Below are 12,861 nucleotides of genomic sequence, written 5' to 3' on the forward strand. Positions count from 1 at the left end.
TCCGTCAAACCTTGAGGGGATGCTTGCGCGTTTTCGCGACGCCATACTTGCCGGCCTTAGCAAGCCGCTTTCTCCCCCCGCGGACCTCGAAGAGGCCGAGCAATGCTTGCGCGCGATTTTACCGCTCTGCCGCCGTACGGGCATAACCCGGCTCGGTGATCTGACCGGACTTGACCGGATCGGCCTGCCTGTAGCTCAAGCCGTTCGACCCGCCGCTCTGTCTGAAGTCACGTCGCTCGGGCGAGGCCTTTCCATGGCGGGAGCGGCGGTGGGGGCGATCATGGAATCGCTTGAGCGGTTCTACGCCGAAGCCATTCCCTCGGAGCGGGTATTTTCCACCACGGCGGATGAACTCAACATCCCCGACGGCCTGTTTGAAAACCTTCTGGCACCTGATCGCCAGGGGAACTGGCGGGCACGGACGATACCCTGGATCACCGGCGTCGACATCACGGCTGGTTTCCCACAATCGGTCCCCCTGGAACTTGTTCACACCTGCTACACGGACCCGCCGCCCGCTCATGATGGCCTGTTCATGCGCACGACCACGGGTCTCGCCTGTCATCTGACCGTCTTCGGTGCATTTGCGCATGGATTGTTCGAATGTATTGAGCGCGACGCCATCGCGCGCGCCTTCGCGACCCACGGCTTCTTCGATCGAATGCGCATTTCCCCGTTTGGGCTGGGTGACGGAGTTGATCACATACTGTCCGTTGCGGGCGAGCACCATGTTTCCTTCGGCCTTTGGCTAGCCCCTTCGCCGGCAGATGTCCCAGTGATCTGGTGCCAGACGATCGAGACAGGTCCGGGCGAACCGATCCTTGCTCTTCCGACCGAGGGCTACGCGGCAGGACCGAGCATCGCCGCGGCAGCGCAGAGCGCGATGCTCGAAGCGCTGTCAGCGCGGGCCGGGGCGATATCGGGCGCGCGCGACGATCAAACCCGGGAGCATTACAGACGTAGCACCGACTCGGTCGTCGCCAAGGCCCGCCAGCTTATTCTTATGGACACGTCCGGGTTGCCGCGTCAGGCAATCGAGCCACCCGCCGTTTCGGATCTCGGCGCGCTCATCAACAGGGTCCTATCCGCCGGCATGGGGCCTATATTGGCCGTGCCGGTGGGAACGGACGTCAAAACAGGCGTTCAGTGCGCGAGAATCATCCTTCCCGGAGCCAGTCCCTTTTTGATCGTGCGGTGAGTGTTCACATGGTCGATGCGAGCGAAAAAGGTCCGATCCTGGTGTTTCTTGGTCCGACGCTTCGGCTGGCCGAGGCGGAGCCGGTTCTCGACGCCATCTACCTGCAGCCCGCCGCGCAAGGCGATATTCTGCTCGCCGCCCACGCATTCCGCCCGCGGGCGATGGTCCTGATCGACGGGCAATTCGAGGACAGGCCGGCTGTCCGACACAAGGAAATCCTCTGGGCAATGGCACAGGGGATCGTCGTGATCGGCGCAGCAAGCATGGGCGCGCTCAGGGCGGCGGAACTCAGTGAATTCGGCATGATCGGTGTCGGCCTGATCTACAGGTGGTATCGGCGCTGGCGGCTTGCTCCCGATGATGCGGTCGCTGTTCTTTCGGGGCCGCCGGAGCTTGGCTTTCTTCCTTTGACCGACGCCTTGGTCGATCTCCAGCGGACGTTCGCCAGCCTGACACGCCGGGATTTCATAACGGCAGCCGATCGCGACTTGCTCACAACAACTGCGCGAAACATGAACTTTCGAGAGCGCCGGTTCGAAGCGATTTTACGGGATGCAGGATGGCAGGAGGAGGGGCTCAAGCAATTGCAGAAGGAGATGGTGGGGCAAAAAAAACGGGACGCTCTGCTTGCGCTGCGAAACGCGCGGTCCCTCGTGATGCAGGAAAATACGGGGCCTGTGAGCTGTGCGTGGGTTGCAACGAACACCTTTGTCCGGGATCTTGAGGCGGGCGGCATTGACTCAACATTAGCAAACACTTATAAATTGAATCCTTAATCCCAGATTTTTCAATCGAGGGGGGCAATTGTGCGATGCGTCTGCTTCGGGACGATGCCCTCGACTCTGGAAATGCGCGTGTCGGCACGCGGTTTTGGATTTATCCGCAGCCCCCCTTCATTCCCGGATACGAACAGCCCGATCGTGTGTGGCTATCGATACCACGCGACGAATTAGGCGAGGGCCCCAGTGACCTCTCCATGTATGTCGCGGATCCGCTCTATGACAAGCAGCCCTATGGCCTCGCGAGCTTGCCGCCATTCGGCGGGGCGAAGCGCGCGCCGGTGAGGCCGGGTCCGGATCGTCACTTCGACAACATCGATCCAACCTCCCGGCCATTTCTTGCTGTTCACGCCTACGCCTGCGTGCGTTTCGTTCTCGACATTTGGCAGAGCTATTTGGGGCGGCGGGTCCACTGGTTCTTCGATCAGACCTTTCCAAGGCTAGAAATCGTTCCATTTGTCGATTGGGACAATGCTCAAGCGGGCTACGGTTTTCTGGAACTGGGTTGGTCCGACGTCGACGGCATCCTGAGACCTTACGCGTTGAATTTCGACACGATCGCGCACGAGGTCGGGCATCTGATCATGCTCTCGGAGACAGGCGTACCAACCGTGACATCGCCTGATGGCGACTTCTTTTCGTTCTCCGAAGCCTTTTCGGACTGTGTTTCACTGATCTCGTTCTTGCACTTTGATTCCGCGATTGACCGGCTTTTGCGGCGAACGAGAGGCAATCTGCTGCTCTACAACGAACTGAACCGCTTTGCGGAGACGAGCCCCGAAACGCAGATTCGCTTGGCCACCAATTTCCGGCGAATGTCCGCAACTACCCGCGAGGTGCACGACCGCGCGCTGCCGTTCGTTGGCGCTATCTTCGATAGCATCGTTGCACTTTATCATCGCGATCTGGTCGCGAACGGTTGCGCCGACAGGCGGCTTCTGGATGTCGATATCCGGGAACTGGCGCGGGACGAATTTGATACTTTTCGGCAGGCGACGGCGGAGGCCTTCGGCACCAAGCCATTATATTTCAAGCTGGCATTGACCGCCGCGCGAGACGCGGTGGGTGCGGCACTCGCGACGTCATTGAGCACACTCGATCTGAACGCACTGCGCCTTGAGCAGGCGGCAGAGGCCATCGTCGCCTCGGCGGACGGGCCGGCCGCCGAATTGCTCGAAGAGAATTTCGCTTGGCGCGAAATCAGCGCTTCAAGGTAAGTCAAGGGAGGAAAAAATGAGTGGTTGTTGCGCGAATCCTGTTGTTGGATATCCACTAGATCCAAAGGATCTAGAAGATGTAATTGAATATAAGTCGTATCGACCAGGAGATATTAGATTATATGGACGGCCGACAAGATTTTATGAAACGAAGAATAAAGATAAAAATATTAAAGAAGCTCTCGATGGGGTTGAGAAAAAGCTAAGATCTATTGGAGAGATGGGGGTAATTGATGATATAAATAAGATGATAGAGGAGATTTTTGATTACATAAAGAAAAGCTCTGGAATTGTTAGTGATGGAGTAACGATCGCATTGTTCGATGGAAAATACTATAGCTTCCTCCCCGTTACTTTTGGTGGTGAAGTAGAGTATATAAAAAGCATTGGCGTAATTTATGGTTATGCTTATGAAGGGCACTGCTACAAGCTGCCAAAACCGCAGATCATGTGTCTATCTGAAAGACCGACGGCAATCGCCGACGGCGATTGCGGCTGCGATTGTGGATTTGACGCGAAATTCGGCTACGCCGTTTGGTCGATCGACAAGCTGGAACGTGCGATATCTCTCGACATCCGCGCCGACAACCTCAAGACGTTAGTGCTGGACGAGAATCTGCCAGGCAACCGGTCGCCGCTCGCCTATGCGCAGACCATGGCGTTGGCCCCACAGCGGCAGCGCGACTGACGGGCTCGCCCTTTTATCGTCGGGAGCTCACGGCCTGGCACCAGTGAGTTGCCAACCTTCCAGGTTGGCAACTGCGCGAGTTTCGCCCGACCGCACAGACTTTTGCAATGAAGCTACGCTACCATTGTCGCGCTGGTCTCACTGTTTAGCATTCGCCTCAGGTGGAAGCTCGCGAGCCGATCGTCCGAGTTTCGACCAATGAGCTGCAATTGACGCGACCGCATGGGGATCACCCGCTACCAACCGTTCGAAATCTTCCGACCGCAGCGAGAGACGACATCATCGACATTGCCCGGTCGCTGTGCGGCCGGGCAGGTGAGGGCGGGAACTCTTGGTCCGCCCCGCAGGTCGACCAGGAGCCCGAACACCTTGCCGTTCCGGCTCCAGGAGGGTTACTCCGCGAAACGAGTCAGCCAGTGGCGCGGTTTGTTGTCTGCCAGCTGTGCGACCCGGTCGATCTTATTGCTCATCACCCAGGCCATGGGCTGCTGGTGCAACGGCAACATGATCATTTCGTCCTTGACCATCTGGAGTGCCTTGGTCTGCAGCCCGAGCCGTTTCGTCCGATCCATTTCGGTCGATGCCTGAATGACGAGCTTGTCAATCTCCGGATAGCTCCAGCCACCCCAGTTGAACACGCCCGCCTTGTCGCTCTTCGTCTCGATCATCTGGAGCAGGATCGAGTAGCTGTCGAGCATCGGCTCGTTCGCCCAGCCGATGATGTAGACGTCGGAGAGACCACCCGTGCGCTTGGGCGCCTGTGCGGCCGTCGGGCCGATGTCGAGTTGCGGCTTGAAGCCGGCGCGGCTCAGCATGTTGACGATGCTCTGGCAAAGCTCCTCCTCGTTGACATAGGCCTCGTTCGTGCAGACGAGTGTGAATGGGAGGTCGGTTGCGCCGGCTTCTGCCAGCAGCTTCTTCGACAGTTCGGGATCGAACGGCACCACCTTGTCCAGTGCTTCGCTATATCCGGGGATCTCCGGCGCAATGATCGCGCCCGCCGTCCTCGATTTGCCGCGCATGACCCGTTTCTGGATGAGCTCCTTGTCGAGCGCGTGAGCGACGGCCTGGCGAACACGCAGGTCGTTGAACTTGTTGTCGACGCCGTCGGCCAGTTTCGGCTTGCGGTTGAAGCCCATCATGATGGTCCGCAGGTCGGTGCGCTCCATGACCTTCAGATCCGGCTGCGCGAGAAGGCGCGGTAGATCCTGCGCAGGCGCATTCTCGGTGAAGTTGATCTCACCCGACAGCAGTGCGGCGACGCGCGTCGCGGCCGAGACGATCGGTGTGAACTCGATACGATCGATATTGGATTGCGATTTGTCCCACCACTTGTCGTTCTTGATGAGAACGGTCTTGCTGTCGGGCGCGCGGCTCTCGAGCTTGAACGGACCCGTGCCGTTGGTGTGGTAGGTGGCGTAGCCTTCGATCTTCTTGCCGACGTCGGTCGGCTTCAGCGAGTTGTTGTCGGTAAGCCAGGTAGCGTCGAAAATGTGGATGTTCGTCAGGTCGTTCAGCAGCAATGGGTAGGGTCCGACCAGTTCGATGTCGACTGTGTGGTCGTCGACCTTCTTCGCCGACTTGTAGGCGGGGAGATTGCCACGCAGCGGAGACACCGGATCGCTGACCCGAGTGAGAGAGGCGATCACGTCGTCTGCGGTGAAATCGGCGCCATCGTGGAACTTGACGCCCTCGCGCAGATGAAACCGCCAGACCGTGTCTGACACTGTCTCCCAGGACGTTGCCAGCGCCGGCTCGATCTTCAGTTCGGCGTCAAAACGGACGAGCCCCTCATAAACGTGGTTGAGGAAGGACAGCGTGTAGCTGTCGCCATAAGAATAGGGGTCGAGCGAATAGATGTCGCGCGAGGCGCCCCATTTGAGCGTTTCCGCATGGCCCGGCGCGGAAAGCGCAGCCGACATGACGGCTGCGAGGATTAATTTCTTGAGCATTCTGCTGTTCTCCTTGGTTGAGGTCACCTGTCCCCTTGAACGGGAATCTTCTTTTAAAGAGGCAAGGACGGCTTGCAGGCCGTACGTCTGGTCGCCCGACGCGGGTCGGCAAGTGGCGCGGCCTGTCGTTGGCGCGGGCAGGACCTGCTCGATCTTGTCGGTCACCGCCCAGGCCATCGACAGCCCGTGTGGGGGATCATGATCAACTCGCGTCCCTGGCCAGTGAGGCAGTCGAGTTGAAGCGTCCCGGCGATGCTTGAAACGCCGAGTTGTGTTGTCGATCAGTTGTCAGTCGATAGCCAGCGCACGCGCCATCTCGAACACACTTGAGAAACCCAAGGTTCGATGTAGGACGTGGGAATAGGGATCGAATGAGGAGATGTCAGGCTGGCCGGCCCGGCGGAGCATGTTGGCGTGTGCGACCGTCGCCAAAAGCCGCACGGATACGCTGTCGCGACGTCTTCCAAAGACCTTGCATCAACCTGCTCCTCCCTAGCTCGTTGCTGCTGATCGGCACAATCGCACGCCAAAAGGATTTGTCAACGTCTTTGTCGACAATTATGAGTACTACTTATAGCCATATTGTCGACAATATGCGCGGCGGCTAGGTCCCCCGCGCTGCCGGGTGCTAGTTCAGGTTTCCAAAGTTGCTGCAAGTAAGAACGTCGATGCGGGCGCGGACGCGAGCAACCCCTTCCGGGATACTCGCGCCTGGAATGGACGAGTAGCCCATGCGGAAATAGCGGCAAGGCTGGTCGCTTCTCGGGAAGAAGGGCAAGCCGGATTCGACCAGCACGCCGTCCTGCCGCAGTTCGCTCACCAGACGGTCGGCATCCAGCCCCTCCGGCCCCTCCATCCAGAAGGAAGTGCCGCCAAAGGTTGAGGAACCGGCGATCGTCAAGTTTTCGCGGCGAAGCGACTCTGCCATCAACACATGGCGCTTGTGATACTCGGTCCGCATGCGGTGCAGTACGGCGTCATAATGCCCAAGCGCCAGGAAATAGGCAGCAGTGCGCTGCAGGTGGCCGGGCGGGTGACGCAGCATCAGCGAGCGAAGCGCGCGCGCCTCGCGAATGAAGGGTGCGGGCGCCACGAGATAGCCGAGCCGAAGCCCGGGAAACAGGGATTTTGAGAAGCTGCCGATGTAGAGCACCCGGCCCGTCGGATCGAGCGCTTTCAGCGCCGGCGAGGGCGGTGCGAGGTAGCTGATCTCGAACTCGTAGTCGTCCTCGACAATGACGAAGTCTCTCTCCTCCGCGGCTTCAAGCAGTTGCGTTCGCCGGTCGACCGGCATAGTCGCGCCTGTCGGCGAATGGTGGCTCGGGGTCACGAAGACAGCGTCGACTTTTTCCGGCAGGGCATCTGGAGACAGGCCCTCACCATCGACGTCGACGGTCGTGACCTCAGCACCGCTGAGCAGGAGCGAGGCGCTGATATCCGGGTGGCAAGGGTTTTCGCAGACGGCGGCTGAGCCCTTTTCCAGGATCAGTCGGGTGACGATCCAGAGCGCATTCTGCGCACCAACGGTAACGAGGATTTCGTCCGGAGTGGCGTGAATGCCGCGCCGCGGCAGCGTGCGCGAGCAGATGTAGTTGACGAGCCGCACGTCGTCGGCAGCGGCAAAGTCGCTCGCCATCAGCACGAAGTCCTCGCGCGCAAGCGCCCGGCGGGCGCAATCACGCCAGGCGTTGAGGTCAAACAGCGTGGGGTCCATCTGGCCGTAGAGGAAGGGGAAAGGGTAGCGTCGCCAGTCCAGCGGTTTGTGGACCTGGCGCACGACGTCGAAGCTCATCTTGATCTTGCGGCTCCAATCGATCGGATCGGCGCCGCCCGATGGGCGTTCCCCTTCCACATCCATGCCTGGCGGATTGCCGGCGATACGATAGGAACTGCGGTTGACGGCCTCGACATAGCCTTGGCTGATCAGTTCCTGATAGGCGAGCGTCACAGTGATGCGCGAGATCTGCAGATAGTCCGCGAGTTTGCGCGTGGAAGGCAGATGCGCGTGCGGCTGCAGCCGGCCTGCGAGTACGGCCGAAACAATCGTTTCGCGCAGCTGCGCCTGCAGGCCGATCCCGCTGTCGCGATCGATGAAGAAGATTGTCTCGGAAACGTTCATCCGCACGCCGGCCTCCAATGACGTTAATCTGGATCTATTCAACTTCCATACTGGATATAACGCAAGCCGGATCCCGGCCTTATCGTCATGAGCAAGACCGGAAAAACCGGTCAGCGAACAAACAAAGAGGAGGACGAAGCATGCTACATGGACACTTCAGACGACTGGCCGCAGCGGCCAGTATTGTGGCGAGCCTTGCCGCATCCGGCGTGGCTTATGCCGAGACAAAGCTCGTCGTCGGCTATCAGCAGATCGTCGGCCCTTTCGTGGCTGCGATCGCCGACGGGCGCTTCGACGCCGCCGCCAAAGAGGCCGGCTACTCGATCGACTGGCGCCAATTCAGCTCGGCCGGCGACATCACGACGGCGCTCGCCTCGGGCGACGTGCCGATCGGCGTTCTCGGTTCGACTGGCACCGCGGCTGCCGCCACGCGCGGTGTCGAACTGCAACTCTTCTGGATCCTCGACAATATCGGTCAATCGGAGGCGCTGGTCGCCCGCGACGGTTCGGGCATCGAAACGCCCGCGGACCTCAAGGGCAAGAAGGTCGCCGTGCCCTTCGTCTCGACCTCGCATTTCCATCTTTTGGTCGGCATGAACAAGGTTTGGAAGGTCGATCCGCGCGAAGTGGAAATCCTCAATCTGAAGCCGCCGCAGATCGTCGCCGCCTGGCAGCGCGGCGATATCGATGCCGCCTATGTCTGGCCGCCGGCGCTTTCTGAAATCCAGAAGACTGGCAAGACGATCTCCGATTCGGAGGTGATCGGTGCTGCGAGTGTGCCGACCTTCGACGGGCTGGTGGTTGACAAGGCCTGGGCCGCGGAAAATCCGAAGCTCATGGAGGCCTTCACAAAGGTGCTGGCCAAAGCTTACGCCGACTACAATGCCGACAAGGCGGCGTGGACGGAGGAGTCTGAGCAAGTCCAGAGCATCGTCAAGCTGATCGGCGGCGATGGCCCGAGCACGGTCGAAGCCTTGCGTCTTCTTTCGTTCCCGAATGCGGATGAGCAAGCCTCCGAGGTTTGGCTCGGCGGTGGCGCCACGCGCGCGCTCACCGAAAGCGCCAAGTTCCTCGTCGAGCAAAAGCAGATCGGCAATTCGCTCGACGATTACGCGCCCTATGTGAACGCCGACTTCGCCAAGGCGGCCGCGCAATAATTTGATCTGCTGATTGCGCCGGTCCTGAGGAGCGGCCGGCGCGTCCATCATCAAGACCGTGACCGAGGTGCAGGGAGGCATTTCTCATGGAAACATTGAGCGTCAGGAACATCAGTCTGACCTATCCGGGCCTGTACTCGGACCAGGCGATCATCGCCTTGAAAGGTGTCAACCTTACCATCAACAGCGGCGACTTCGTCGTTGCCCTCGGGGCCTCGGGTTGCGGAAAAACGACGCTGCTCAACCTGATGGCGGGCTTCATGGCCCCCTCAGAGGGCGACATCACGCTTGGCAATCACCAGGTCAACGGACCGGGCGCCGAGCGCGGCGTGGTCTTCCAAAAGCACGCGCTTCTGCCGTGGCTGAACGTCATCGAGAACACCGAGTTCGGCCTCAAGCTGCGCGGCGTCGACAAGGCGACGCGGCGGGAGCTCGCCACCAAGAACCTGGCGCTGGTCGGCCTGCAGGACTTCCACCGGCATATGATCTATCACCTCTCGGGTGGCATGCAGCAGCGCGTCGGCATCGCACGGGCGCTGACCTGCGATCCCGCCATGCTGTTGATGGACGAGCCGATGGCGGCTCTCGACGCGCTGACGCGCGAGACGATCCAGGAACTGCTGCTCAAGGTCTGGCAGCTCACCAACAAGATGTTCTTCTTCATCACCCATAGCGTCGAGGAGGCGCTGTTCCTCGGCTCGCGGCTGATCGTCATGTCGCCGCGCCCGGGCCGCATCACCCACACCTACGAGCTCAACTTCAACAAGCGTTTCCTCGCCGAGGGCAATGCCCGGGCGATCAAATCCAGCCCGGAATTCATCCGCATGCGCGAGGAGGTGCTCGGCATCATCTATGGCGACGAACGTGCGTCCGGCAACCCGGAGGTGGCCCATGCTTGACAGAGTGACACGCGCCAAGCCCGTAAAGGCCGGCAAGATCTTCGGAGCGCCGGGTGACGGAAGCAGTGGCCTGATCAGTTTTTCAACGACGATCGTGATCGTCGCCCTCTGGTTCCTCGTCACCGAATCCGGCTGGGTCAAGCCGCTCTTCCTGCCGTCGCCGCTGGCGGTCTGGGACAAGTTCATGCTGGCGATGACCGACGGGGTTTCGAACTCGACGCTGATCGAGCACACGCTCGCCAGTATCGGCCGCGTCTTCGGCGCCTTCCTCTTGGCGCTGGTAACCGCGGTGCCGATCGGTATCCTGATGGGCGTCAACCGCGTCGTGCGCGGCCTCTTCGATCCGATCATCGAATTCTACCGGCCGCTGCCGCCGCTCGCTTACCTGCCGCTGGTCATCATCTGGCTCGGCATCGGCGAATTCCCGAAAGTGTTCCTGATCTATCTGGCAATCTTCGCGCCGATGGCGATTGCGGCGAGGGCAGGGGTGCGCTCGGTCTCCACAGAGCAGATCCACGCGGCCTATGCGATGGGCGCCACCCGCGGCCAGGTCATCAGCCAGGTGATCATGAAGGCCGCCTTGCCCGAAATCTTCACCGGCATGCGCATCGGCATCGGTGTCGGCTGGACGACCCTGGTGGCGGCGGAAATGGTGGCCGCGAACCGAGGCCTCGGTTTCATGGTTCTGAATGCCGCCGAAAACCTCGAAAGCGACACGGTGATCATGGGCATCTTCATCATCGGCGTCTTCGCCTTCGCCTTCGATCTTCTGATCCGTTACCTCGAAAAGGTGCTGATTCCCTGGAAGGGCCGCCTTTAACCAGAGAATCCCGCTCTCAAGTAGAATCACTGGAGACGGAAATTGGCCTAGAATCAAAGTGCTAGAGCGTTCCTTTGTGCGTTCAATTGAACGCACGGCGCTCTAGGCGACAGCTGCGACAATTCATTCGTACCCGGCCTGGTGGCCTTTGAAGACGGCGTCTCCCGTCTCCGGCGAAGCCATGCCTGACGACCAAGCCAAAGGACAGGACGATGACACTGACTGCAACCGATCTCAAAACCTTGTTCGATGCCTTCAACCGGCACGACATCGATGGGGTCATGCGCTTCTTTGCCGAGGACTGCGTGTTCAACGCGGTCGGCGGACCCGAGGTCTACGGAAACCGCTTCATCGGAACCCAGGCGATAGCCGATGCCTTCAGCGGTGTCTGGACATCGATGCCGGATGCCGAATGGGGCAATCACAGCCATTTCGTCGAGGGCGACCGCGGCGTGTCCGAATGGACCTTCTCCGGCACGGCCGCCGACGGCAGCCGCATCGAGGCGGAGGGCTGCGACCTCTTCACCTTCCGCAACGGCAAGATCGTGCGCAAGCAGGCGTTCCGCAAGAACCGCCCGGTCCTGCAACCCCGCTACTGACGGCTGGAGCAAAAGCCATGCAACTGCGCGCCACCTCCTTGAAGCCCGCAAGAGAGCCGTTCGATCCGGCCTATGATCCCAACCATGCCCGCAGCCCCGGCACGGGCAAGGACTATGCGCCGACCTACTGGATCGGTACCGCTGGGCCGGAACCGGAGGATGACGGTCCCGTCATGCGGGATATCGACGTCGACGTCGCCATCATCGGCTCGGGCTATACGGGCCTCTCCTGCGCCATTCATTTGGCTCGCGAGCACGGCATCAAGGCGACGGTGCTGGAGGCGAATGGTGTTGCCTGGGGCTGCAGCACCCGCAATGGCGGGCAGGCACAGATTTCCGCCGGCCGTCTGAAGCGTTCGCAATGGATCGCCCGCTGGGGCGTCGACGTCGCCCGCAAGATGCACGCGGAGATTTCCGAAGGCTTCGACCTCTTTCGCGCCCTGATCCGCGAACCGGAGATCGACTGCGACCCGCAGGATGGCGGCCACCTCTATATCGCCCACCGCGACAAGATGTTGCCGGCGCTCGAAAGCGAGGTGCGGGTCCTCAACGACACCTTCGGCTATCGGGCCCGCATGGTCTCGCGCGACGAGATCCACCGCGATTTCGTCCGCGACGAGGAGGCGCGCGGGGCGATGTACGAGCCCGACGGCATGGGCATCCATGCGGCCAAGCTCGCTTTCGGCTACCTGAGGCTTGCTCGCAAGCTGGGCGCAAAGGTGCATACGTCGAGCCCGGTGCTCGATTGTACGGCGAAGGGCGGCGTGCACCACCTCACCACCCCGGGTGGCACGGTACGGGCACGTGCCGTCTGCATCGCGACTGCCGGATACACCTCGCCCAGCATGAATGCGCTCACCCGCCACCGGCTGATGCCGATCCTGTCGAACTCGATCGTCACCCGGCCACTGACAACGAGCGAACTGCAGGCGTTGAATTTCAAGGCCCGCATCCCGCTCACCGACACACGCACGTTGCGCCACTACTACCGCATGCTGCCGGATGGCCGGGTGCAGATCGGCAGCCGCAGCGCCATCACCGGGCGCGATGCCAGCAATCCGAAGCATCTCGAACTGCTTCTGGCCGGCCTCTATCGCAAGTTTCCGGCGCTCCGCGGCATTGACATCGATTACTCCTGGTGGGGCTGGGTGGATGTCAGCCATGACATGATGCCGCGCATCTTCCAGCCGGATCCGGCGCAGCGCCTGTTCTACGCCATGGGCTATGGCGGCAACGGCGTCATGTATTCCGCCCAGGCCGGCCGCCGCATGGCCCAGATGGTCGCCGGCAAGGGTGGCGGTCTCGACCTGCCAATCTTCACTTCGTCCCTGCCAAGCCACGGGCTGCTGACGCCGTTCCGCCGGCTTGGCCAATGGGGAATGTACCGCTGGTACTACCTCCGCGACGAGATCCTCTAACTCTTTGAAATAATG

Annotated in this window: 11 protein-coding genes; 9 read left to right on the forward strand and 2 right to left on the reverse strand. The window is 60.7% G+C overall.

The genetic code is table 11. The features are described 5' to 3' along the window. Nucleotides 1-19: 19 nt before the first annotated feature. Genes BLU35_RS16650 through BLU35_RS16665 form a run of 4 tightly spaced genes read left to right on the forward strand, consistent with a single transcriptional unit; the run spans nt 20 to nt 3,882 of the window. Nucleotides 20-1,198 carry a YcaO-like family protein gene (locus BLU35_RS16650; protein WP_093233769.1) on the forward strand — a complete coding sequence of 393 codons (1,179 nt, stop codon included), beginning with the start codon at nt 20-22 and terminating at the stop codon, nt 1,196-1,198. 8 nt (nt 1,199-1,206) lie between these two features. Beyond that, nucleotides 1,207-1,974, forward strand: a complete 768-nt coding sequence (locus BLU35_RS16655; protein ID WP_058327859.1) for a TfuA-like protein — start codon at nt 1,207-1,209, stop codon at nt 1,972-1,974. Between the two features lie 35 nt (nt 1,975-2,009). After that, a complete protein-coding gene (locus BLU35_RS16660) occupies nt 2,010-3,194 on the forward strand; it encodes a gluzincin family metallopeptidase (protein ID WP_093233770.1) in 1,185 nt (394 codons plus the stop codon). A 16-nt stretch (nt 3,195-3,210) separates the two neighbouring features. Continuing rightward, nucleotides 3,211-3,882 (forward strand): hypothetical protein, encoded by a 672-nt coding sequence (locus BLU35_RS16665; protein ID WP_093233771.1) that lies wholly within the window; start codon nt 3,211-3,213, stop codon nt 3,880-3,882. Between the two features lie 392 nt (nt 3,883-4,274). On the opposite strand, the gene BLU35_RS16670 is transcribed toward BLU35_RS16665, so the two are convergent. Continuing rightward, nucleotides 4,275-5,834, reverse strand: coding sequence for an ABC transporter substrate-binding protein (locus BLU35_RS16670; RefSeq protein ID WP_093233772.1), 1,560 nt, complete (start codon nt 5,832-5,834; stop codon nt 4,275-4,277). 628 nt (nt 5,835-6,462) lie between these two features. Then, entirely contained in the window at nt 6,463-7,953 is a 1,491-nt protein-coding gene (gene pdxR, locus BLU35_RS16675) for a MocR-like pyridoxine biosynthesis transcription factor PdxR (protein WP_093233773.1), read from the reverse strand. 140 nt (nt 7,954-8,093) lie between these two features. On the opposite strand from pdxR, the gene tauA reads away from it, so the two are divergent. The 5 genes from tauA to BLU35_RS16700 all read left to right on the forward strand — a co-directional run bounded on the left by tauA (nt 8,094) and on the right by BLU35_RS16700 (nt 12,846). Continuing rightward, entirely contained in the window at nt 8,094-9,110 is a 1,017-nt protein-coding gene (gene tauA / locus BLU35_RS16680) for a taurine ABC transporter substrate-binding protein (protein ID WP_093233774.1), read from the forward strand. Nucleotides 9,111-9,196: 86 nt separating this feature from the next. After that, complete coding sequence (locus BLU35_RS16685; RefSeq protein ID WP_065375984.1) at nt 9,197-10,009, forward strand: taurine ABC transporter ATP-binding protein; 813 nt, start codon at nt 9,197-9,199, stop codon at nt 10,007-10,009. Continuing rightward, nucleotides 10,002-10,829, forward strand: coding sequence for an ABC transporter permease subunit (locus BLU35_RS16690; protein ID WP_093233775.1), 828 nt, complete (start codon nt 10,002-10,004; stop codon nt 10,827-10,829). Before BLU35_RS16685 ends, BLU35_RS16690 begins: the two co-directional genes overlap by 8 nt. Nucleotides 10,830-11,047: 218 nt before the next feature. Continuing rightward, on the forward strand, nt 11,048-11,428 hold the full coding sequence (locus tag BLU35_RS16695) for a nuclear transport factor 2 family protein (RefSeq protein ID WP_093233880.1): 381 nt from the start codon (nt 11,048-11,050) through the stop codon (nt 11,426-11,428). A gap of 17 nt (nt 11,429-11,445) precedes the next feature. Then, nucleotides 11,446-12,846, forward strand: coding sequence for an NAD(P)/FAD-dependent oxidoreductase (locus tag BLU35_RS16700; protein ID WP_093233776.1), 1,401 nt, complete (start codon nt 11,446-11,448; stop codon nt 12,844-12,846). Nucleotides 12,847-12,861: the final 15 nt, after the last annotated feature.

Origin of the sequence: Sinorhizobium sp. NFACC03 (genome assembly GCF_900103435.1) — a bacterium.
In the GTDB taxonomy this organism is placed as follows: Bacteria; Pseudomonadota; Alphaproteobacteria; order Rhizobiales; family Rhizobiaceae; genus Ensifer.